The organism is Hymenobacter cheonanensis (genome assembly GCF_030581075.1).
Taxonomy (GTDB): domain Bacteria; phylum Bacteroidota; class Bacteroidia; order Cytophagales; family Hymenobacteraceae; genus Hymenobacter.
In genome coordinates, this window is record NZ_JAUQSW010000005.1 from 256,737 (window position 1) to 276,567 (window position 19,831).

General features: G+C 62.8%; 19 protein-coding genes, 2 tRNA genes and 1 riboswitch. Of the genes, 5 read left to right on the top strand and 16 right to left on the bottom strand.

Annotated elements, in window-relative coordinates:
• Nucleotides 1-215: 215 nt before the first annotated feature.
• From Q5H89_RS12085 to Q5H89_RS12100, 4 genes are all read right to left on the bottom strand, one after another.
• On the bottom strand, nucleotides 216-1,550 hold the full coding sequence (locus tag Q5H89_RS12085) for a family 1 glycosylhydrolase (protein ID WP_305019574.1): 1,335 nt from the start codon (nucleotides 1,548-1,550) through the stop codon (nucleotides 216-218).
• A gap of 93 nt (nucleotides 1,551-1,643) precedes the next feature.
• The gene (locus tag Q5H89_RS12090; protein ID WP_305019575.1) at nucleotides 1,644-3,332 is read right to left on the bottom strand and encodes a GMC family oxidoreductase; all 1,689 of its coding nucleotides are present in this window, start codon (nucleotides 3,330-3,332) and stop codon (nucleotides 1,644-1,646) included.
• 93 nt (nucleotides 3,333-3,425) lie between these two features.
• The gene (locus tag Q5H89_RS12095) at nucleotides 3,426-3,995 is read right to left on the bottom strand and encodes a gluconate 2-dehydrogenase subunit 3 family protein (RefSeq protein ID WP_305019576.1); all 570 of its coding nucleotides are present in this window, start codon (nucleotides 3,993-3,995) and stop codon (nucleotides 3,426-3,428) included.
• Nucleotides 3,996-4,102: 107 nt separating this feature from the next.
• Nucleotides 4,103-5,002 (bottom strand): SDR family oxidoreductase, encoded by a 900-nt coding sequence (locus Q5H89_RS12100; RefSeq protein ID WP_305019577.1) that lies wholly within the window; start codon nucleotides 5,000-5,002, stop codon nucleotides 4,103-4,105.
• Between the two features lie 258 nt (nucleotides 5,003-5,260).
• On the opposite strand from Q5H89_RS12100, the gene Q5H89_RS12105 reads away from it, so the two are divergent.
• Nucleotides 5,261-6,766: an alpha/beta hydrolase family protein gene (locus Q5H89_RS12105; protein WP_305019578.1), complete on the top strand. Its 1,506-nt coding sequence runs from the start codon at nucleotides 5,261-5,263 to the stop codon at nucleotides 6,764-6,766.
• Nucleotides 6,767-6,781: 15 nt separating this feature from the next.
• Here the strand turns inward: Q5H89_RS12105 and Q5H89_RS12110 are convergent, their stop codons facing one another.
• The 5 genes from Q5H89_RS12110 to Q5H89_RS12130 form a co-directional block, all read right to left on the bottom strand.
• On the bottom strand, nucleotides 6,782-7,498 hold the full coding sequence (locus Q5H89_RS12110) for an SDR family oxidoreductase (protein WP_305019579.1): 717 nt from the start codon (nucleotides 7,496-7,498) through the stop codon (nucleotides 6,782-6,784).
• A gap of 48 nt (nucleotides 7,499-7,546) precedes the next feature.
• Nucleotides 7,547-7,999, bottom strand: a complete 453-nt coding sequence (locus Q5H89_RS12115; RefSeq protein ID WP_305019580.1) for a putative signal transducing protein — start codon at nucleotides 7,997-7,999, stop codon at nucleotides 7,547-7,549.
• Nucleotides 8,000-8,095: 96 nt separating this feature from the next.
• The gene (locus Q5H89_RS12120) at nucleotides 8,096-8,629 is read right to left on the bottom strand and encodes a hypothetical protein (RefSeq protein WP_305019581.1); all 534 of its coding nucleotides are present in this window, start codon (nucleotides 8,627-8,629) and stop codon (nucleotides 8,096-8,098) included.
• A gap of 26 nt (nucleotides 8,630-8,655) precedes the next feature.
• Complete coding sequence (locus tag Q5H89_RS12125) at nucleotides 8,656-9,252, bottom strand: energy transducer TonB (RefSeq protein WP_305019582.1); 597 nt, start codon at nucleotides 9,250-9,252, stop codon at nucleotides 8,656-8,658.
• 157 nt (nucleotides 9,253-9,409) lie between these two features.
• On the bottom strand, nucleotides 9,410-9,970 hold the full coding sequence (locus Q5H89_RS12130) for a fasciclin domain-containing protein (RefSeq protein ID WP_305019583.1): 561 nt from the start codon (nucleotides 9,968-9,970) through the stop codon (nucleotides 9,410-9,412).
• 248 nt (nucleotides 9,971-10,218) lie between these two features.
• On the opposite strand from Q5H89_RS12130, the gene Q5H89_RS12135 reads away from it, so the two are divergent.
• Together Q5H89_RS12135 and Q5H89_RS12140 are read left to right on the top strand one after the other, a co-directional pair.
• Nucleotides 10,219-10,294, top strand: a tRNA-Gly gene (locus tag Q5H89_RS12135).
• 86 nt (nucleotides 10,295-10,380) lie between these two features.
• Nucleotides 10,381-10,463: transfer RNA gene (locus Q5H89_RS12140), tRNA-Leu, on the top strand.
• A gap of 63 nt (nucleotides 10,464-10,526) precedes the next feature.
• Here Q5H89_RS12140 and Q5H89_RS12145 read toward each other — a convergent pair.
• The 3 genes from Q5H89_RS12145 to crtD form a co-directional block, all read right to left on the bottom strand.
• Nucleotides 10,527-11,111, bottom strand: a complete 585-nt coding sequence (locus tag Q5H89_RS12145; protein ID WP_305019584.1) for an arylesterase — start codon at nucleotides 11,109-11,111, stop codon at nucleotides 10,527-10,529.
• Nucleotides 11,112-11,278: 167 nt separating this feature from the next.
• A complete protein-coding gene (locus Q5H89_RS12150; RefSeq protein ID WP_305019585.1) occupies nucleotides 11,279-11,944 on the bottom strand; it encodes a carotenoid biosynthesis protein in 666 nt (221 codons plus the stop codon).
• Nucleotides 11,945-12,039: 95 nt separating this feature from the next.
• Nucleotides 12,040-13,539 carry a 1-hydroxycarotenoid 3,4-desaturase CrtD gene (gene crtD, locus Q5H89_RS12155; RefSeq protein ID WP_305019586.1) on the bottom strand — a complete coding sequence of 500 codons (1,500 nt, stop codon included), beginning with the start codon at nucleotides 13,537-13,539 and terminating at the stop codon, nucleotides 12,040-12,042.
• A 112-nt stretch (nucleotides 13,540-13,651) separates the two neighbouring features.
• Nucleotides 13,652-13,863: riboswitch (cobalamin riboswitch) on the top strand.
• Between the two features lie 159 nt (nucleotides 13,864-14,022).
• Here crtD and Q5H89_RS12160 point away from each other — a divergent pair.
• A complete protein-coding gene (locus Q5H89_RS12160) occupies nucleotides 14,023-14,430 on the top strand; it encodes an acyl-CoA thioesterase (protein ID WP_305019587.1) in 408 nt (135 codons plus the stop codon).
• 106 nt (nucleotides 14,431-14,536) lie between these two features.
• Here Q5H89_RS12160 and Q5H89_RS12165 read toward each other — a convergent pair whose 3' ends face one another.
• Together Q5H89_RS12165 and Q5H89_RS12170 are read right to left on the bottom strand one after the other, a co-directional pair.
• Nucleotides 14,537-15,739: a class I SAM-dependent rRNA methyltransferase gene (locus Q5H89_RS12165; protein WP_305019588.1), complete on the bottom strand. Its 1,203-nt coding sequence runs from the start codon at nucleotides 15,737-15,739 to the stop codon at nucleotides 14,537-14,539.
• Between the two features lie 83 nt (nucleotides 15,740-15,822).
• Nucleotides 15,823-16,263 (bottom strand): SRPBCC family protein, encoded by a 441-nt coding sequence (locus Q5H89_RS12170; RefSeq protein ID WP_305019589.1) that lies wholly within the window; start codon nucleotides 16,261-16,263, stop codon nucleotides 15,823-15,825.
• Nucleotides 16,264-16,379: 116 nt separating this feature from the next.
• On the opposite strand from Q5H89_RS12170, the gene Q5H89_RS12175 reads away from it, so the two are divergent.
• The gene (locus Q5H89_RS12175) at nucleotides 16,380-17,723 is read left to right on the top strand and encodes a hypothetical protein (RefSeq protein ID WP_305019590.1); all 1,344 of its coding nucleotides are present in this window, start codon (nucleotides 16,380-16,382) and stop codon (nucleotides 17,721-17,723) included.
• 2 nt (nucleotides 17,724-17,725) lie between these two features.
• Here Q5H89_RS12175 and Q5H89_RS12180 read toward each other — a convergent pair whose 3' ends face one another.
• Entirely contained in the window at nucleotides 17,726-18,394 is a 669-nt protein-coding gene (locus Q5H89_RS12180) for a hypothetical protein (protein ID WP_305019591.1), read from the bottom strand.
• Nucleotides 18,395-18,403: 9 nt separating this feature from the next.
• Nucleotides 18,404-19,822: a hypothetical protein gene (locus Q5H89_RS12185; protein WP_305019592.1), complete on the bottom strand. Its 1,419-nt coding sequence runs from the start codon at nucleotides 19,820-19,822 to the stop codon at nucleotides 18,404-18,406.
• Nucleotides 19,823-19,831: the final 9 nt, after the last annotated feature.

Sequence of the window (19,831 nt, forward strand, 5' to 3'; positions counted from 1 at the left end):
GATACGCGAAGCTTTGGGGAAGGGGGACACGCTCGCAAGTTACGCAAGGTGCGGCAGGTAGCAACTAGTTCCAAACGCCCGGCGGGCGGGCAGCTTCATGGGCGTCTTACTCCAAAAATGCAATTGATTATCAATAAATTAAAGCAGGGTAGCAACCCGGAATTAGCCCCGGGCCACTACCCGAACAGCGCTTTTTTCTGTGCCAACGGCCAGCCCTACACTTCGACTTTCAGCGTGGCGGGCCGCTCGGTTACCTCAAACAGCTCGCCGTGGGGCACGATGGTAATCTGGCCGTACTCCTGCAGCAGCTGCTTGTAGGCCTCGGCCACCGGGCGCGGCTTGCGGTCGAGGTCGAAGAGGCCGCAGGCATTCACGGTGCCCTTTTTCTCGGCTAGCCCGGTTTCCCAGTCCACCTGGTCGATGAGCGAGTACCACGTGAAGCCCAGCACCGGCACCCCTTCCTTACGCATACGCAGGATATTGACCCACTGCTTCCAGAGCCAGGTGGGCGCCTCCTTGGCGTCAAATACGTTGGTTTCGGTGTGCATCACCGGCTTCTTGTAGCGCTGGTAGTAGTCGTGGGTGATGGTGTACCACCCTAGCACGTCCATGCTGGTGCAAATTTCCCCGTTGGGCAGCATTATTTTTTCGTTGCGGCCGTAGTAGTCGTTGCCCATTACCTGGTAGCCGGGCGGCTCGCCGGCCATAAACCAATCGTATTCCTGGCGAGTCATACCATTGTCGTACAAGTAATTAAGTACCTGGCCGTCGGGCTGGTGCGCATAGAGCAAGTCGAGCGCCGCAAAGCGCAGCTTGTTGTCCAGCTGTACTTCGGGGGTGTGCTCGGCGCGTAGCTCGTGGGTAAATTCGGCCGACTCGCTTTGCACAATCACGCAGTCGGGGCGGTGCTTGGCAATCTTCTGGGTACCCATGATGCTAGCCGCCACCGTGTGCTTGAGGGCGGTTACGAACCCCTTGTCAGTCTTCAGCTGCTCGTTCCAGAGGCCGTCTTTGGCGCTCGATTTGGCCGTGACGTAAATCTCATTCACCGGCGTGTAGTAGCGCACCCAGGGGTAACGCTTGGCTACCTCTTCGCAGTAGGCGGCGAAATGCACCGGCAGTTCGGGGTTCTGGAAATTGCCCAGCCAGTCGGGCACCCCAAAGTGCATTAGGTCCAGAATGGGCGTAATGCCCAGGCGCTGCATCTCGGCCATGGCCAGGTCGGCAAACTCCCAGTCGTATTTATCAGCGCTGAGCTGAATGTTGTAGTAGGGCAGGCCGTAGCGCAACACCTTCAGGCCCATGCCTTTCACTAGGCCCAGGTCTTCCTTGTAGCGGTTGTAGTGGTCGCACTCGGCCAGCAGGTCGCGGCGGGTTTTGCCGTGGTCGATGGTGGGGTAGCTGCACTCGATGCCGGTGGCAAACATAAAGTTGTTGGGCAGCCCCGTGGGCAGGCCGTTGCCGTTGTGCCCGCGGGCGCCCCCAAACTCATCACCCTCGTAGTTGCCGCTGCCGAAATGCTGCTTTATCTCGGTGAGAAAGGATTTCATAAATAAGTAGTTAACAAGGAGAAGCGAACAATGAGCCGGTAAAAAATGAGAGGCTGGCCCACTCACTGTTCACTGCGCATAGTCGACTAATATTTAAGCGTCGCGCCGCCGCTCCTTCGCCAGAAACTGGTCGGCGGTGCGCAGGCTTAGGGCCATAATGGTAAGGGCCGGATTAACACTCAAGGCGCTCGGAAACACCGAGTTGTCGCAGATGTATAGGTTGGGCACGTCGAAGGCCCGGCCGTTGCGGTCTACCACGGCATCGTCGCCGCTCAGGCCCATGCGGGCCGTGCCAATAACGTGGGCATAGCGCTGAAACGACCAGATGTCGGTAGCCCCAGCGGCCTCCCAGATGGCGCGCATTGTTTTGTCGGCGTGCGCGTTCATGCGGTGCTCGTTTTCCTGAGCCGTGAAGTGCAGGCGCGGCTTGGGCAGCTGGCGGGCGTCCTGCTCATCGCTCAGCTCCAGGTAGTTATCGGCGTGGGGTAGGCAGTCACCCAGGATGTTGATGCCCGCAATGTGGTTGAATTGCCGCAGGTAGTCGCGCAGCGGCTGGCCCCACATCTTGCGGCCGCGCGCCACCTGGCCCGCAAATGTAACCGGCATTACACCAATGCTTTGCAGCAGGTAGCCGCCCGCAAAATCGGCATCCTTAGGCCGGTGGGTATCCTGCGAGATAAGGCCGCCGGGAATGCCTTTAGTGGGGCGCACCTCATCGGCAAAAGTGCCCCACACCTGCAGGCCAGGATGGGCCATCAGGTTGCGGCCCACCTGGCCACTGGTGAGGGCTAGCTCGTTGAGCAGCAGCAGGCGCGGCGTCTCAACCGAGCCCCCGCACAAGAACAGGTTGCGGCAGGCTAGCCGGTGCGTTTGGCCATTCTGGGTGTACACCACGGCCGAAATGTGGCCCTGGCCATTGCGCTCAATCTCGGTCACGAAGCTGTTGGGCCGAATCTCGGCGCCATACTTCACGGCTAGCGGAATATAAGTAACGTCCATGCTCGACTTGGCGCCGTTGGAGCAGCCTGCCTGGCAAAAGCCACGGTTGGTGCAGGCCTCGCGCCAACCCAGCCCTTCCTGGTAGTAGCGGGCCGAAAGCGCCGCATTAGCTGCCGGGGCCGTCTTGATGCCAAGTTTTTCGGCGCCGCGCACCATCAGCTGGGCGGCACTATTGAGTGGCAGCGGGGCTAGCGCGTAGCCCTTGGGGCGGGCGGGGCCCCAGGGATAAGGCGTGGGGCCCGAAATACCCAGAAACTGTTCTACCTCTTCAAAATAAGGCGCCAGGTCGTCGTAGGTCAGCGGCCAGTCTTCGCCCTGGCCAAAGTCGCGCTTCACGTGCAGGTCGTCGGGCAGAGGACGGGGTGTGTAGGCAGTGTAGTGCAGCGTGGAGCCGCCCACGCCGGTGCCCGAGTTGTTTTTGCCCATTGCCAGCGGGTCGCCGCCGGCGGCCAGGCGCTCATCATTCCAAAACAGAAAGTCCTGCGCTTTTTCGTCGGTGGCAAAGTCGGTTTCGGGGTTGTGCCAGGGGCCGGCCTCTAGGGCCACCACGCGCAGGCCGGCCTGCGCTAGCCGGGCCAGCAGCGGCGCGCCCCCCGCACCCAGCCCAATCACAATGCAATCGACCACTTCGGTGGTAGCAGGCAGTGGCAGTGGCTGCTCCTGCGGAATATCGGCGGCGGCTAGGGTATCGTTTTCGGCCAGCAGCTCGCGTAGCAGCGGGTCTTGGATAGCGGGCTCGGTCGGGCTGATAATGCCTTCCTCGGCGATTTCTTCGTCGGGCATACTGGTAGGATAACTTTTAGCTTGCCACTGTCAGGCCGGTAGCTAAAATACTGTTAATAATTAATTTAACTATTCGGCAAGCTGAAGCTTGCCCTACACCTCGCGGGCTTCCTTTTCGTTGAGTCCGATTTTGGTCCAGGCCGGCAGGTCGGCGTAGCCTACGTAGCCAATTTCGTCCTGTGCCCAGGGGTGGGCATAGTAGGTTTCGGTTAGCTCGGCCAGCAATTCTTCAAAAAAGCGGCCGGCGGGCAGGGTTTGCCAGGTGGCGCCGGGCGGGTTGCCGCTGGCCAGGGCCCCTAGCACTTCGTCTTGCTGATTGGCGGCAAGCTGCTCAAAATCAGCTTTAAATAAGCTGTGCGCAATTTCCTGCACGCCGCCCAGGCCCAGGCGATAGGCCTCGCGGTCGGGGGGCAGGGCATCGTAGCGCCAGCCATCGGCGCGGCCTTCGGCCAGGCGCTGGTCTACGGCCGGGGCTAGCGGAATGGGCACGGGCCGCTCGGGCTGCGGCAGTAGCCGCGCCGCTACGGCTTCGAGCAGCCGGTAAGCTTCGGGCGCCAAAAACTGTGGGGTGTACGCTGCGCCCGTAGCAGCCAGGCGTTGGGTGAGGGCGGCGCGGGTAGCCGCCGAAACGTGCGCCGTGGGGAGCAATTCCTGAGAAGACATGCCAAAAAAATCAGGTTGAAGCAATGCTGCGGCCTGGTGGCGCTTCAGAATTGCTTCAACCTGAACGGCAAAATCGGCCAGAAGTTTAGCAGTTTTCAGAAGTTTACTTATTCGTCGCTGCTCAGCTTGCCGCCCGTCACGTGCACCAGCGCGCCGGTCATAAATGAGCCGTCCTGCGAGGCCAGCAGCACGTAGGCCGGGGCTAGCTCCTCGGGTTGGCCGGGGCGCTTAAGGGCCACTTCGTGCCCAAATTTTTCAATTTCATTCATTGGCATGGTGCCCGGAATGTTAGGCGTCCACACCGGCCCCGGCACCACGCAGTTCACCCGAATGTTGCGCTCGCCCAAGTACAGCGCCAGCGACTTGGTGAGGGCGTGAATGCCCGCCTTGGTACAGGCATAATCCACCAAGATTGGGATGCCCACAATGCCCACGATACTGCCCGTGTTAATGATGCAGTCGCCGCTTTGCAGGTGCGGAATGGCGGCCTGCGCCATCCACATGTAGCCCATAATGTTGGTGTCGAAAGCCCGGCGAATCTGGGCTTCCGGAATGTCCTCAAACTTCTCCTGGGCCATCTGAAAGGCCGCGTTGTTGACCAGAATATTCAGGCCGCCTAGCTCCTGGCGCACCAGGCGCACGGCCTGGAAGGCCTGCTCGCGGTCGCGCACATCAAGTTGCAGCACCTGGCACTTGCGGCCTTCCTGCTCTACGAGGTGCTTGGTTTCCTGGGCATCCACCTGGTTTTCGTTGAAAAGGATTGCCACATCGGCGCCCTCCTTGGCAAACGCCACGGCCACGGCCCGGCCAATACCCGAGTCGGCCCCGGTGATAAGGGCAATTTTTCCCTCCAGCTTGCCGGCGGCGCGGTAGGCAGCCAAGCTGCTTTGGGGCTGAAACTTCATGTCGGCCTGCTTGGCCGGGTAAGGCAGTTTTTGGGCGTGCTCCTTCATGTCCTTGGCGGTGGGGCGCTTGGGCGGGGCAGCAGGCTTGGTGCGGGTAGGCATAGTAGAAAAGGCTAAAAGGGAATGGTCAGCTTACGTAAAACCGCGCGGCACGGCTAGCCGGCCATCTTGCCCCATTTACCCCGCTGACCCGGCCAATTGGGAGCATCACGGGCTGCGGCCAAGTAGTATAAAACCGGGTCCGGTATAGGTGGCTGAATCATAATTTATCGATGTGATAAGTCTGCAAATGAGGCTTTGCTGGTATTTTGCGACGGTTTACGCGGTTAGTGAAGTGCGTTCCCGGTAGAGTTAAACTTTATGAAAAAATTATTACTTTTCCTTGCGCTACTTACGTTTGCCAACCGCTGTGCATACGCGGTGCCTGGCTACCCAGCTCCTGGCGACCCGCCCCGCCTTAATGGCCAATGGCAGGGGCCATTGCAGGTGCCGGGCGGCACGCTCACGCTGCTTATCACCATTGTGCCGCTTAGCAACGGCACCTACTACGCCGCCCTCGATGTGCCGCAGCAGCGCATCAACCGCATGCCCGTGGAGGTAGAGCTGAAAGACGATAACCTGGTGCTGCGCGTGGAGCAGGCCGGCAGTCATTTTGAAGGTAAAGTGCTGGCCGGCGGCGATAAGCTGGTAGGCACCTGGCAGCAGCCCGGCCTCAAAACCGCGCTGACCCTGGCGCGCGGCACGGCCCCGGCCGCCGCCCAGGCCACCAAAAAGCTCCGCCTCACGCCGCCCTATCGCGAGTCGGAAGTGACGTTCTACAACCCCGTGGCGAAGAGTAAGCTCAGCGGCACGCTCACCATCCCGAGCGGCGAGGGGCCGTTTGCGGCCGTGGCCCTGGTGTCTGACTCGGGGCCGCAGGACCGCGACGCCGACTGGCAGGGCTACCGCCTGTTTGGCATGCTCGCCGATTACCTCACCCGGCACGGCATTGCCGTGCTGCGCTACGACGACCGGGGCGTGGGCAAGTCGGGCGGCGATTTCACCCGCGCTACCACCGCCGACTTCGTGACCGATGCCCGTGCGGCGCTCACCTTTCTGCGCGACCAGCCGCTCATTGCTCCGCAGCAGGTAGGCCTGCTCGGCCACGGCGAGGGCGGCAACGTGGCCCTGCTAGCCGCCGCCGAGCCGCTCGAGGCACCGGCCTTCGTGGTGGCGCTGGCCGCCTCCGGGCAGCCGGGGCGCGATGTGCTGCGCCGCCAGCAGGGCGAGATTATGCGCCTCATCGGGGCCGACGGCGCGCAGGTGAAAGCCGCCCAGGGCTTGTTTGACCGCTTGGTCGAAACCGTGCGCCAAACGCCCAACACGGCCGCCGCCCGGGCCAAAATCATTACGCTGCTGCGCAGCAGCAATACCGCCCTCGACGAGCCCATGGCCCGCGCCCGGGCCGCGCAGCTTACCTCGCCCTGGTCGCGCTACTTCTTCGACTTCGACCCTACCAACCGCCTGGCACTGGTGCGCTGCCCAGTGCTGCTGCTCAACGGCACGGCCGATTTGCAGGTGGCCGCCGGCCGCAATATGTCGTTGTTGCAGAAGGGCTTGCGCCAGTCGGGCCAGGCGGTGCAGGCGCACCGGCTAGGGGGCGTCAACCACCTGTTTCAGGATGACCCCACCAAGTGGCCCATCGTGGCCGGCGAGCGCCAAGCCGCTTTCTCACCCGAAGGCCTTGAGTACCTGCACGCCTGGCTGCTTGAGCGCGGGCGCCTGGCCAAGGCTCCCCTGCCCGTGACGGTGCGCCGCCCCGCCCCGCGCCCCAAGGCCCTCACACCACTACGCCCGCGCACCCGCCGGGTGGCCGCCGCCCGCTAGCCTCGTATAGCTGGCCTACCAGGGCAGGTGTCCATCGTTGTGAAAGTAGCCGCCGGTGGGGCCATCGGCGGGCAGCAGGGCTAGCCGCACGGCCGTTTTGGCACCTTCAGCTACGCTCAGGGGCGCGTTGTCGCCGCCTAGGTCGGTTTTAACCCAGCCCGGGTGGGCGGCGTTGACCTTGATGGCGGTATCGGCCAGGTGCTGGGCCAGCACCACCGTCAGCATGTTCAGCGCTGCCTTCGAGGAGGTATAGCCCGGCGTAGCCCAGCTGCCGCCCTGCCCCTGGCTGATGGCCGTGAGCGAGCCCAGAATACTGCTCTGGTTGACGATGCGCCCGGCCGGCGCCTGCCGCAGCAGCGGCAGCAGCGCCTGCGTAATGGCGTAGGGCCCAATTACATTGGCCTCGTAAGTCTGGCGCAGGGTGTCGGGGCTCACGTCGGGTCCCTGGTCGAGCTGCACGCCGGCATTGTTCACGAGCACATCGAGGCGGCCAAACTGCGTTTCGAAAAACGTGGGCAGGGTGGCAATTTCCTCGGCGCTCGTTACATCCAGGGTCACGTCGTGCGCGTCAAGGCCCTGGGCGCGCAGCTCGGCGGCGGGCGCGGCGGCTTTGCCCGCGCGGGCCCCTAGCACTACCGTGAGGCCCTGCTGGCCGAGCTGGCGGGCTATTTCGAGGCCTAGCCCCTTGTTGGCCCCCGTAATGAGGGCGACTTGTTGCGGGTGTTTTTCCATGCCAGCATAAAGCCGGATGTCCCCGCAAAAGTTAGGGCTAGCCCGGCCTCAAAAATTCAGCCCGCAGTGAAAGCAGTGGTGCGCCCGGCCCTGCAAGGGGTAGCGCCGCAGCCGCGACAGCAGCGCCACAAACCAGTGCGCCGCTCCGGGCTGGGCCGCCGCATCGGTCGCCACTTCGGCCGAGCCGCACCGGGGGCAGGTGAGGGCATCGGGGGGGCTAGCGGCTGGGTCGGCCTGGCCGCCGCGCACGGCCTGCATCACCACGGGCGGGCGCAGCACTTCGGCCGCCCGGGCGGCGTCGCGCTGGTACACGTGCAGCCGCACGCCGCCCGCCACCGGGCTATACATGCGGTTGAGCGACACCAGGTTTTCGTTGGTCAGAAAACACGGAATACCGGCCGCCTCCAGCTGCGTGCGCGCCAAATGCGCCGCCAGCGGCTCGTAGAAAGAGTCGAGCACGATAATATTCTCCGACTTGGGCGGCGTAAAATCAGTGGTCATAAAAAAGTGTCGGCCAGCTTGCTACCGCAAAGTACCACCATCCCGCATGAAGATTTGGGGCTAGCGCCGGCGGGCCTGCCTGCTAAACAAAGCTGGCTACTTTTTAGTGGCCGCGTGCAGGTCGCGGGCTGTGCGCTTGGCGCGCAGCGCCGTAAACTCGGCCTGCCACGCCCGGATGCGCAGCTCCTCGCGAGCCGGCAAATCGAGCCGGATGCGGGCTAGCTGCGCGTTCAGGCGACGGTAGGTGTCCTGGGCGTAGTCCCAGTCGCGGGCCTGCCAGCCGGCCTGGCGCACGCGGGTGGCGCGCAGCAGCTCGCCATAAGCCCCCGCAATGGTAGCCGGGGTGAGGCTGGCCACCTGGTCGGCGTAGCTGCCGAGCAGCGCCTGGTCCATTATTTTTTGCTTGGAGGTGGCGAGCGGCACCGCCCGGCGCGCGTGGTTGGCCGAGTCGAAGCGGGCCGTTTGGCGTCCCAGGCGGCGCAGCGTGCGGCCGGTATTGTGGGCAGCCGTGTCCAGCTTGGTCATTTCCTGGCGCACTATTTCCTGGCGCTCACGCGGGGTCGAGTCGCAGCCGGCCAGCAGCAGGGCCATGCCCAGGCTCAGCCAAGGCATAAGAGAAGCAGTTTTCATGGCGCCAACATACGGCTGCGGCCCGCTTAAGGCTGCGCCAGCCGGAAGTTCAGCGGCAGCTCGTACTCCACGGCCACGGCGCGGCGGCCCATACGGGCCGGTATCCATTGCTCGGGCACGGTGCGGGCCACGCGCAGGGCCTCCTCGTCGCAGCCGCCCCCAATGCGCTGCACCAGGCGGTAGTTGCTGAGGTGCCCTAGCGTATCTATCACGAAGGCGACCACCACCTTACCCTGAATATTACGCGCCTGGGCCGCCTCCGGGTAGCTGAGCCGGCTTGTGTACTCGGCCAGGGCCGCGTCGCTGCCAATGAACAGCGGCGGCTGGTCGGGCCGCACGTAGCTCCACTTGCCGGGGCTTACCTCGGTGTGGCACGTAATGTCGGGCCCCGGCCGAAAATACAGTAATTGGTGGGCATCGTAATCGTAGCGTTGCACCACCACTTTCTCGTGCGAGGGCGTGTAGCCGTAGTATTCCCAGATGCCAGTTTTTTGTCCTTTGGTAAGAAAGCCTTTTTCGTATTTTGTTTCTCGCAGCCGCTGCGCGCTAGCCGGCTGGGCAAGCAAAAGGCTGCCTGTCATCAGGAAAAAGGCATAAAAGCAATAACGAGTAGAAAGAATCATAGAGTGGGTGGGAAAAGAAAGAAGTATAACTTTGGATGGCTCCAAATTACTGATTACTGCTTACAGTCGCAACCCCACCACCGGGCCTAAAAAAAGCCGGCTGCCCTAGTAGAGCAGCCGGCTTTTTGCCGAGCTAATTATTAGCCCGTACTCATACTTAGGGCATCAGCACCTTGTTCACTACGTGAATCACGCCGTTGCTCTGAATTACGTCGGCAATGGTTACCTGGGCAATGCCGCCTTTTTCGTCTTTCAGCTCAATATTTTTGCCTTTCATCATGGCCGTCAGGGTTTCGCCCTGCACCGTAGTAAGCTTAGCCGAGCCACCGCCGGCCTTAATAGCCTTCATCAGGTCGGCCGACGTCATCTTACCCGATACCACGTGGTAGGTCAGGATTTTGGTGAGGGTAGCCTTGTTTTCGGGCTTCACCAGGGTTTCGACCGTGCCGGCAGGCAGGGCGTTAAAAGCCTCGTTGGTAGGCGCAAATACGGTGAAAGGACCGGGGCCCGACAGCGTCTCCACCAGGCCGGCGGCCTTCACGGCAGCTACCAGCGTGGTGTGGTCTTTCGAGTTAACAGCGTTCTCGATGATGTTTTTCGTGGGGTACATTGGGGCGCCGCCCACCATCACGGTCTTGGCTTTCTGGGCCGAAGCCGTTTGAACGCCGGCCGTGCCAAGCAGTGCCACAATGGCGAGGGTTGCAAAAGAGAATTTCATGGGTAAGGGGAAAGAAAAAATAGTTGAGGATGGAACCTGCCTCACCTACGGCGGGGCTTAGCCGACTGGATTTGGCAACCCCCAAAAAATGTCTGAACCGCGCCAAGTATTGAACTGCGAAAATTTTTCGCCTTGAAAATGAAGCTACAAGCTGCCGTAGTACGAAAAAATAGTGCCCGCCACTTGCGCGCTGCCCGCTTTTGTCTACCTTTGTACCACCAATCGCCACTACGGCGAACAAACCTCAAGCGAGAGTAGCTCAGTTGGTAGAGCGCGACCTTGCCAAGGTCGAGGTCGCGAGTTCGAACCTCGTCTCCCGCTCCAAAACAGAAAAGACGTTGCTTATTTGCAACGTCTTTTCTGTTTTATTAGCGCTTGCAAATAGCATTGCTCAATATTTAACTATTTGAGCCAGAGTGGTGTAATGGTAGCCACGAGGGACTTAAAATCCCTTGCTTTCACGAGCGTACGGGTTCGAGTCCCGTCTCTGGTACAATACCAAAAGCCCGGTTGCAGCTAGCTGCAACCGGGCTTTTGCAATAATTAGAGTACTCAGCTAGGCCGCTACCTGGAGCAGGGGCTCCAGCACGGCCCATACATTGGCTGCCAGCAGGCGCTGGCCGGCGGCGTTGGGGTGCACGCGGTCGGGCAGGTTCAACTCGGGGCGGCCTAGCACGCCGGCCAGCAGCGAGGGCACGAAAGCCACGCCTTCGGCCTCGGCCAGGGTGCGGAATAATGCGCTGAAATCCTGGGCGTAGCGCCCCAGGCCAGGTAAGCCCAGCGGGCCCAGGTCAAACGGAAAATCGAGGCCCGCCAGCACCAGCTGAGCCGCCGGAAACTGGCGCCGCACCTCGTGCAGAATAGCCCGCAGGTTGGCCACCGTTTCGCGCACCGGAATGCCGCGCAGGCCGTCGTTGGCTCCCAGGGCCAGCACGAAAATATCGGGTGCTTGGCGCGCCAGCACGCTGGCCAGGCGCTGGCGCCCGCCGGCACTGGTTTCGCCGCTCACGCCGTAGTTGAAGGCCCGGAAAGCCAGGCCGGCTGCGTCGAGTTTCTCCTGAATGCGGGCCGGGAAGCTGTCGGCTGCCGGCAGGCCGTAGCCAGCCGTGAGACTATCGCCAAAGAAGAGGATATTCTTCATAAAGAAAACCGCCCCGCCAGCCGGCTACCAGGGCCAGCGACGGGGCGTTGTAGAAAATAATCGGTGTGATAATTTGCTGAAAGCGAAGTAGCTGGGTGTTAGGTGTCAGCCAGCGCTTCAACTGCCCCAATTATGTAAACAACGGGGCTATCCGGAAAATTTCGTAATTAGGGATTGAGCAGGCTCAGGCCAAAAAAGAATAGCAGCTGCACCAGGTATACCAGCGGCACCAGCGGGTTGCGCTTCGGGAACGGCGTGCGCACGAACAGCACTTGCAGGAAAAGCGCCAGCAAAAACCAGTCGCGGAAATTGCGCAGCGGCACCACGTCGCCGGTCCAGTGCCAGAAATCGTAGCGGCCCGCAATGGGCTCCAGGCACAGGTCGAGGCCCACCATGAGAATAGCAGCTACCAGCACGCGCACCGGCCGCGACACGGGTAAGTAGGCCGCTAGCATGCCACCCAGGTAGGTCACCATCAGCCAGTTGAGGCCGATGAGCCAGGGCGTGTGCATGTATTGCGGGCCTAGCGTGGCGCCGTAGGTGTAGTGCCCAAACAGCAGCCCGGTATTGGTGCCCACCACTTCGGCCACCATGCCCAGCAGAAAAACCTGCATGGCCATCAGCCAGAACGACAGATTGCGCCCGGGCTGAAAAATCAGCAGCAAACCCACCGTCAGTAGCAGCGTGAGGGGCGTGTACTGGAGGTAAAAAGCCTTGTCCTGGCTGAAGGCCAGCCCCACAAAGCCGGTGATGTGAAACAGCAGTACCAGCCCCTGGGCCAGCCGTACCCGGCCGGGAGACGCCGCCGGGGCGGGTAAATTTGAAAACTCCATAGGTGAGGAGTTATGAGTTATGAATTAAAAGCTGTGAGTTGACCTACAGTGCATTAGCTACACTAACTCATAACTCATAATTGCTAACTCATAACTTAAGAAGCAATGAGTTCGGCGACAATTTTGGCCGAAAGTAAACACAGCGGAATGCCGCCGCCCGGATGCACCGAGCCGCCGCAAAAGTACAGCCCCGCTAGCCGGCCCGAAAAATTGGGATGTCGCAAAAAAGCGGCCAGTGCATTATTGCTCGAACTGCCGTAGAGCGCGCCGCCAAACGACGACGTGTCGGCTGCAATGCCGGGGGGCGTCCAGGTTTTCTCGGCCTGGATAAGAGGCTCAAGGTCAGTGCCCAGCGCCTGGCTGAGCTTGGCTAGCACCGTGCGGCGCGTTTGGGCCGTGAGGGCGGCCCAGTCCTGGCCCTGGTCGTGCGGCACGTTCACCATCACAAACCAGTTTTCGTGGCCGGCCGGGGCATCAGTGGGCGTTTTTTTGCTCGTGATATTGACGTAGACCGTTACATCGTCGGCCACAGTTTTTTGCTGGAAGATGGCGTCGAACTCGGCTTTGTAATCCTTGGAAAAGAAGATGTTATGCACATCAAGCTCCGGAAATTCGCGCCCGATGCCCCAGTAAAAAATGAGCGCCGACGACGAGCGCGGCTGCCCCAGCGTGCGCTCGGGGGCTGGCTGGCTAGGCAGCAGATGGCGGTAGGTGGGCACCACATCCATGTTGCTCACCACCACGCCGAAATCATAGATATCGAGGTCAGTGCGCAAACCCGTGACGAGGCCGGCAGCCGTGAGAATCTCGCGCACGGGTTCGTTAAAGCGAAATTTCACTCCAAACTCCTCGGCTAGCCGGTGCAGGCTGCTGGCAATGGCGTAGATGCCGCCCTCGGGGTAAAACGCCCCGATGCCGTGCTCCAAATGCGGAATGAGCGAGAGCGTGGCCGGCGCCTGGTAAGGGTCGGAGCCGTTGTAAGTAGCGTAGCGGTCAAAGAGTTGCACCAGGCGCGGGTTGCTGGAAAAGGCTTTTTCGTGGCGCGCGTGCATGGTGCCCGTGAGGCCTAGCGAGGGCAGGGCGGCAACGGCTTTCAGGGTTTCGGGGCTGAAGTAGGTGTCGGCTTTGTGCAGCGACTTGTGCAGGAACGTGCCCGCGGTGGCGTCGTAGGCCTTGCCGCTACGGGCCAGAAACTGCGTAACCTGCGTGGCCGGCACGCCCAGCTTGGCTTCGACCTCGGCCGCAAACTGGCTAGGGTCGGCCCAGGCGGTGAGGCGCGTGCAGTCGGCAAAAAAGTAGTTGGTAATGGGGTCCAGCCGCTCGTAGCGAAAATAATCGGCCGGGTTGCGGTGGGCGAGGCGGAAAATGTCATCCACCAACTGCGGCAAAGTGAACAGCGACGGGCCGGCGTCGAAGCGGTAGCCGCCGGGCAGGCTGAACTGGTGCATCTTGCCCCCAAACGACGGGCTGGCCTCAAATACCGTAACCGGGTGCCCGGCCACGGCCAGGCGCGCCGCCGCCGCCAGCCCCGCCACGCCGGCCCCGATGATGGCCACCGGCTGGCGCGAGGGCGAAGTTTTCTTTTTCGTAAACACTAGGCTAGTAACCGCTGCGGCCGGGGTAGAAGTTGCCCGACGCGGGCGAAAATACCGCCCGCCGCCGCGGCCCGCCCTACCTTCGCGGCGGTTTACAGCTGCTTCGATTTTAAAAAATTAACCAGCGGACGGTTTTTGGCCTGTTTCCCAACGGGCCGGAATGAAAAGGGAAGCGGGTGAAACTCCCGCACAGACGCGCTACTGTAAGTGCCATTTGTGGCCACCGCCCCATAGTTTTCCATTGGCTAGCCCCCGGGCCGGCTGAGAAGGATGGGCGGCCGGCCGGCACAAAGTCAGGAGACCTGCCGGCCGCCATTTGATGCTTCCTCCGCGCTTTGGGGCTCCGCATCAGGTTTGGCACGCCGGCAGGCCAGCGGCTGCCCGGGGCGGCCGCTGGGCGGGGCGTAGCTAGGTCTGCATGAGGCGATTAGGGCAAGTAAGGAGCAGGTCGGGCGCTGGGCCGTCACTTCTCAAAACTTGCTTATGTTAGCCCTTGCCGACCAGATTGCCCGCGCCGAAACGCGCATCTTTAAAGCCGTTTTCCCGAATACTGTCAACCACTACGACACGCTTTTTGGCGGGGCCACCCTGCACATGATGGACGAGGTGGCCTTCATCACGGCCACGCGGTTTTCGCGCCTCAAAATGGTCACGGTGTCGTCCGATAAGGTCGATTTTACCCATCCCATTCCCGGCGGCACCCTAGTCGAATTAATCGGCAATGTGGTGCGCGTGGGCACCACCAGCCTGCAAGTGCGGGTCGAACTGTTCGTTGAGCAGATGTATTCCGAAGAGCGCCTGCTGGCCGTAACGGGCTCCTTCACCTTCGTGGCCGTGGACGACCAGCGCCGGCCCACGCCCATTCGGCCGGCGGTAGTCGCTACGGTATAAAACCGCCCGTCATGCTGAGCTTGCCGAAGCATCTTGGCAAGTCTAACGGTTCGACCAAGATGCTTCGGCAAGCTCAGCATGACGGGCGGTTTTACTCTTCGCTAGGTTATTCTACCGCCAGCACTAGGCCCTTCAAGTACGCGCCTTCGGGGTGAAACAAGCTCACCGGGTGGTCGGCGGGCTGGGTGAGGCGGTGCAGGATGCGTGCCGGGCGCCCGGCCTCGATGGCGGCGGCCAGCACCGCGCCCTCAAACAGCTCGGGGCTAACCACTTGCGAGCACGAAAACGTAAACAGCAGCCCGCCCGGGGCCAGGTGGCGCAGGCCGGCCAGGTTGAGGCGCTTATAGCCCATCAGGGCGTTGTGACGGGCGCTGAGGTGCTTGGCGTAGGCGGGCGGGTCGAGGATAATGAGGTCGTAGGGCTCTTCGCTCACCGGGTTTTTGAAAAAGTGCTGCACATCCTGGGCGTAGGCGGCGTGGCGCTCGGCGTGGCCACTGAGCTGGGCGTTGCGGTCGGTCAGCTCGATGGCTTTTTTGCTGGCATCGACCGAGTGTACGAGGCTGGCCCCGGCCTCCAGCGCATACACCGAGAAGCCGCCGGTGTAGCAAAAGGTATTGAGCACGCGGCGGCCGGGCGCGTAGCGGGCCAGCAGCGCGCGGTTGTCGCGCTGGTCGATGAAGAAGCCGGTCTTCTGGCCGGTTTCCCAATCCACGGCGAATTGCTGGCCGTTTTCGGTCACCAAATGCTCGCGGCCGCTGCTTTCGCCGAAAAGGTAGCCGTTTTGAGCATCAGGCACGGCCTGGGCGGGCACGGTTTCGGCGCTCTTGTCGTAGATGGCGCGCAGGCGCTCGCCCAGCACCGCTTGCAGGGCGCTGGCCACCTCGTGGCGGGCAAAGTACATGCCTGGGCTGTGCGCCTGAATAACGGCCGTGTCGCCGTAGACATCAATGATGAGGCCCGGCAGGCCATCACCCTCGCCGTGCGTGAGGCGGTACACATCGGTAGTGCCGCCTGGCGCGGCTAGCCCCAGGCGCTGGCGCAGCTGGTAGGCATTGCGCAGGCTGTTTTCCCAAAAAGCGGGGCTAGGCAGCTGGGCTTCAGGGCCAAAGTCGAACAAACGCACCGCGATGGAGCCGCCCGGCGAGAAGTGCCCCGTGCCCAGCAGCTCACCATTCGAGGCTTCTACGCGCACGGCATCGCCCTCTTTGGCCTCGCCCTTGAGCTTGGCAATGGCGCCCGAAAATACCCAGGGATGGCGGCGGCGGGGCGACTGGTCTTTACCGGGCTTGAGGACGATGGTGGCGGGCATGGCAGAGGATTTAAAGAAAAGCGCACGGGCAAAAGGCCAGCCAGTCAAAAGAGTTGGCTTCGGTGCGAACTACAAAGTTCGCCCTACTTGAACCAACGCCGGTACACTGGCCCGCGCAACTTGAACTGCGCCCACATGGCGGGCCGAAGTAGCCAGTCGAGCCAGCGGCGGCCGGTACTGAAGGTGATGTCCTCTACAATGACGCTGCCGCCGCCCGCCGCGGGCTCGATGAGGTGGCGGTGCCGCCACTGCCGCAGCGGCGCGGGCAAAACCTGACCCTCATCCACAAAAAAGTGCGTGCCATCGGGCAGCACGCCATTGTCCGTAATGAGGGAAGTCCAGCGCCAGCGCTTGGGGCCAGCTTGCAGTTCAATGGCCACGGTATCGCCGGTGCGGGAGCCATCGTAGCGCAGCAAATGAAACTTCGGAAACGGCGGGGCCAGGGCCACAAACAGCTCGCGGGTGAAGCCCGCTGCCACCATAGCTGGCGGCTGGGCCACGGGAAAACGAAGGAGCAGGTGCATAGGGCTGGGGAGAGAAAGCCGGCCGCTTGGCGCCCGGCTTGGTAAGTTTGGCGGGCTAGCCCGCTTCTTACGTACGAGCTAGCCTTAGAAAAGTAGGCCAGCCCCGGCCCTCCCGCATGGCAAACGACGATACCTTGCCCGGCCCCCCGGCCGGCCGCCCCACCGAACTGCAGCAGCTCGAAGCCGCCCTGGCGGCCGGGGTCATCACGCCCGAGCTGTTTGCCACGTTGCGGGCCAAGCTGGCGCCGGCCGAACCCGCGGCCGCCCCGCCAGCCAGCCGGCCCGCGCCCGCCGCGCCCAGCCAGGAGTTGCCGTCGCTGCTCGAAATGTTTGGGAGCGCCCCTGGCCCCGTGGTGCCAACGCCCAGCCCGCCGGCTGTTCCGGCAGCCCCGGCCAGCCCTACCCGGCCGCCAACTACCGCTGCTGACGAGGCCGCCGCTCGCCGCCGCATAGAAGAGCACCTGGCCAGGCTGCGCCAGGAAGAGCAGGCCGCCAAGCTGCGCCAGGCCACGGCCCCCGTGGCCCCGCCGGCCGCGGTGCCCGCCCCGCCCGCGCCTGCTTTTTATCCGGAGCCAAAGCCCACGCCCACATTTTACCCGGCTAGCCCGCCCGCGCCACCCGTGGCGCCGGCTCCGGCTGCGCTACCGGCGGCTGGCCCACCGGCCGCCACGCCCCGCCGGCCGGCCCCGGAGCCGGTCAGCCGCGGGCGCAGCTTGCTGCCGCTGCTTTGGGTGCTGCTGCTGGCCGTGGGGGGCGGGCTAGCGTATTATTTCACCAGTACCAGCCACCCCGATGAGGAGCTGACTACCCACCAGCCGGCGGCGCCCGAGCCGGTGCCTGCCGCGGTGCCCAAGCCAGTGAAGCCCAAGCGTACCAAGGCGGCCAAACGCGCCAAAACCAAAAAGAAAGCCGTAAAAGCTTCCGTAGCAGTTAGCGAGGCTAGTGGCCCCGATGACCTGGCTAACGACCCTAGCCCAACCTCCGTAGCTGCCCCGGTGCCCGCTGCCAGCGTAGCGGAGCCCACCGGCCGGCCCCTGGCAGCGGCCGCCGAGGCCGGCGACGATGCGGCCGCCACCCAGGTGCGCAATGCAATGGCGAGCTACTACGCCGACCTCAACGCCCCGCCGCTGCACGCCAGCCAGCACTTTGCCCCGCAGGTCGAGCGGCTCTACATCCGGCAAAACCTGACGCCTGAGGCCATTGACGCCGAGCTGGCCCGCACCTTCTTTCCCGATAACCAGCACGCAGTGTGCCAGATAGAGCCCGGTACGCTGCGCGTAAGCAGCCCCGCCGCCGACGGCAGCCGCACGGCCACGTTTACCGAGGTCATGCGGCTCTACCGGGTGTCGCTCCAGAAATACCAGCGGCTGCGCACCCAGGTGCGGGTGCGCTTCAACGCCGCCTACCAGATTGTGTACATGCGCCAGGAAAAGCTGCTGGCCAACACGTTTGAGGAGTAGTACTACTTGCCTAGTGAGCCGATTTTAGGCTGAATCTGGATGATAAAGCGCTTGTTCTTCGCCTCTTCGCGAAAGCCGGTGTAGCGGCCCGCGCCCTTGAAGCCGCTGCCGGCGGCCACCAGCTCCAGGTTGGCCGGAAATTGCAGGCCGGCGCTCTCCCAGAGGCGAATAACCTCCATGGCGCGGTTGTAGCTGAGCTGGCGCACGGCCGCACCGTCGAGGTTGCGCGGGTCGGTGTCGGGCAGGTTGGGGTTTTTGGCGGCGCGGCCTTCCACCACCACCAGGTACTGCACATTGTCGGCGCGGTTGAGGGCCTGCATCTGGCCTAGCAAAAAGCGCCCGGCCTCGATAAGCGGCTGGCGCGCCTCGGCCGGCAGCTCGTAGCGCTGGGCCCGAAACTCGACCGGGAAATTCAGCTCGTAGCGCTTGTAGCGCTGGTTGTACACGAAGTAGCGCGGGTCTTCGAGCCTAGCCAGCGCGGCCCGAATCTCATCCAGCTTTTTCTTTTCCTTCAGCTGCACTTCGAGGCGGGCCTTGGCCTGCTCCAGGCCCGCCTGCTTGTCCTGAAAGCGCTTGTAGCTGAGTACAAACAGCACGAGCATAACCAGGAACAGGGCCGTCATCAGGTCCACGTAGCTCGGCCAGAAAAAGTCGCGGCGGTTGGGGTTCATGGAGCCGGGCTATTTCCTGTTCAGGCCTAGCGCCTTCTGGAGCCAGCTGCGCTGGGTAAGCTGCTCAAGCACGGCGTTGGTGCGCGTTACCTGGGCCAGCAGCTGATGCTGCAAAACCGAATCGTCCTCAATGCGGGTTTGCAGCGCGCGCATTGCCTGCGCGGTTTGCAAGGCCTGGCGCTCCTGCAACTGGTTCAGGGCCTGCTGCTGCGCCGGCAGCTCGCTAAACGGACTGAGGTACTGCACAATACGCTCGTACACATTGTCTTTGCTGAGGGCCTGAAAATGGTCTTCCAACACCCGCGCCGCCTGGTCGGCCTCCTGCTTAAGCACGGTCATGCGCTGGCGCATCACGCCGGCCAGCTCGTGGTACTGCGTATCCATAAACTGCTCCGACTGCCGGGCCAGCCGGTCGAGTTCAGTCTGGTTTTGGCGAAAAAAGCTGAGCTGCGCCTGCACCGTGCCCGCGTGCTGCTGCACGAGGGCCGGCACTTGGTTGAGGCCGGTTTCGAGGCCCGTAAGGCGGGCCAGCAGGCTGGTGATTTTACCGGCCACCTCACCGCCGTTGCGCAGCATCTCGTTGAGCTGCTGCTGGTAAGCCAGGAAATTCTCGAAGTGATGCGCGCTCTGCGCCACCTTATCAAACACCCGAATGCTGGCGTCGGCCATCTGGGTGTAGCCCACTTTTTGCAGCTGCTCCAGAAAGTCTTTCTGGGTGCTGATATTCTCGTTCAGGGCCCGCACGATGGGCCCAAACTCGTAAATCTTGCTCAAAAACTCCTGGTTGAAGGCGTCGAGCACAGCCTTGAGGCTGCCCAGGCTGCCAGCCATATCGGAGTGCAGAATGGGCAGCAGCTGCACCTGCAAAAACGTGTAGTAGTCGTTGCGGCGCCCTTCGGCCTGGCGGTGCGCGTCTCTGTACAGCGCACTGCCCCAGAGCGTGAGGCCCAGCCCGCAAAGGCTGCCAATCATGGCCACCGTCACGCCCCGCAAAAAGCCCTGAATGCCGGCCTCATCAAAGCGGCCGCTGCCCGCCAGCAACCCCGCTAGCCCCAGAATGGCCCCCAGGAAGGTGCCCATCAGCCCGATGTAGAGCGGGGCTGAGGTGCTGCTCTGCACCTCGGCATCGAGGGCCACGGCGCGGCGCTCGGCAATGCTTTGCAGGATGTTGAAATCGGCAGTGCCCTTGTTTTTGAGCAGGTAGGCGTTGGTGTCCTGCACCACGGCTTCGAAGGCGGGTGTGGCGCCGGTAGCCAGCAGCACGTCGGCCTGCTGGCCGCTCACTTCGTCTCGGTGCTGGGCTAGCCGCAGGGTGCTGCTGGGCGGAAACAGCGCCGCCAGCTGTGCGCTAGCCCCCCGGCTGTACCAGAAGGCCCGCGCCTGAAACCCAATAACCATAAGCAGCGCGAGCCATTCCAGTGCCTCCATGCCGCGAAG

Excerpts from the sequence above, each read along its gene's own strand:
- Q5H89_RS12085 (WP_305019574.1), bottom strand. The coding sequence starts at position 1,550 with ATGAAATCCTTTCTCACCGAGATAAAGCAGCATTTCGGCAGCGGCAAC.
- Q5H89_RS12090 (WP_305019575.1), bottom strand. The coding sequence starts at position 3,332 with ATGCCCGACGAAGAAATCGCCGAGGAAGGCATTATCAGCCCGACCGAG.
- Q5H89_RS12095 (WP_305019576.1), bottom strand. The coding sequence starts at position 3,995 with ATGTCTTCTCAGGAATTGCTCCCCACGGCGCACGTTTCGGCGGCTACC.
- Q5H89_RS12100 (WP_305019577.1), bottom strand. The coding sequence starts at position 5,002 with ATGCCTACCCGCACCAAGCCTGCTGCCCCGCCCAAGCGCCCCACCGCC.
- Q5H89_RS12105 (WP_305019578.1), top strand. The coding sequence starts at position 5,261 with ATGAAAAAATTATTACTTTTCCTTGCGCTACTTACGTTTGCCAACCGC.
- Q5H89_RS12110 (WP_305019579.1), bottom strand. The coding sequence starts at position 7,498 with ATGGAAAAACACCCGCAACAAGTCGCCCTCATTACGGGGGCCAACAAG.
- Q5H89_RS12115 (WP_305019580.1), bottom strand. The coding sequence starts at position 7,999 with ATGACCACTGATTTTACGCCGCCCAAGTCGGAGAATATTATCGTGCTC.
- Q5H89_RS12120 (WP_305019581.1), bottom strand. The coding sequence starts at position 8,629 with ATGAAAACTGCTTCTCTTATGCCTTGGCTGAGCCTGGGCATGGCCCTG.
- Q5H89_RS12125 (WP_305019582.1), bottom strand. The coding sequence starts at position 9,252 with ATGATTCTTTCTACTCGTTATTGCTTTTATGCCTTTTTCCTGATGACA.
- Q5H89_RS12130 (WP_305019583.1), bottom strand. The coding sequence starts at position 9,970 with ATGAAATTCTCTTTTGCAACCCTCGCCATTGTGGCACTGCTTGGCACG.
- Q5H89_RS12145 (WP_305019584.1), bottom strand. The coding sequence starts at position 11,111 with ATGAAGAATATCCTCTTCTTTGGCGATAGTCTCACGGCTGGCTACGGC.
- Q5H89_RS12150 (WP_305019585.1), bottom strand. The coding sequence starts at position 11,944 with ATGGAGTTTTCAAATTTACCCGCCCCGGCGGCGTCTCCCGGCCGGGTA.
- Q5H89_RS12160 (WP_305019587.1), top strand. The coding sequence starts at position 14,023 with ATGTTAGCCCTTGCCGACCAGATTGCCCGCGCCGAAACGCGCATCTTT.
- Q5H89_RS12165 (WP_305019588.1), bottom strand. The coding sequence starts at position 15,739 with ATGCCCGCCACCATCGTCCTCAAGCCCGGTAAAGACCAGTCGCCCCGC.
- Q5H89_RS12170 (WP_305019589.1), bottom strand. The coding sequence starts at position 16,263 with ATGCACCTGCTCCTTCGTTTTCCCGTGGCCCAGCCGCCAGCTATGGTG.
- Q5H89_RS12175 (WP_305019590.1), top strand. The coding sequence starts at position 16,380 with ATGGCAAACGACGATACCTTGCCCGGCCCCCCGGCCGGCCGCCCCACC.
- Q5H89_RS12180 (WP_305019591.1), bottom strand. The coding sequence starts at position 18,394 with ATGAACCCCAACCGCCGCGACTTTTTCTGGCCGAGCTACGTGGACCTG.
- Q5H89_RS12185 (WP_305019592.1), bottom strand. The coding sequence starts at position 19,822 with ATGGAGGCACTGGAATGGCTCGCGCTGCTTATGGTTATTGGGTTTCAG.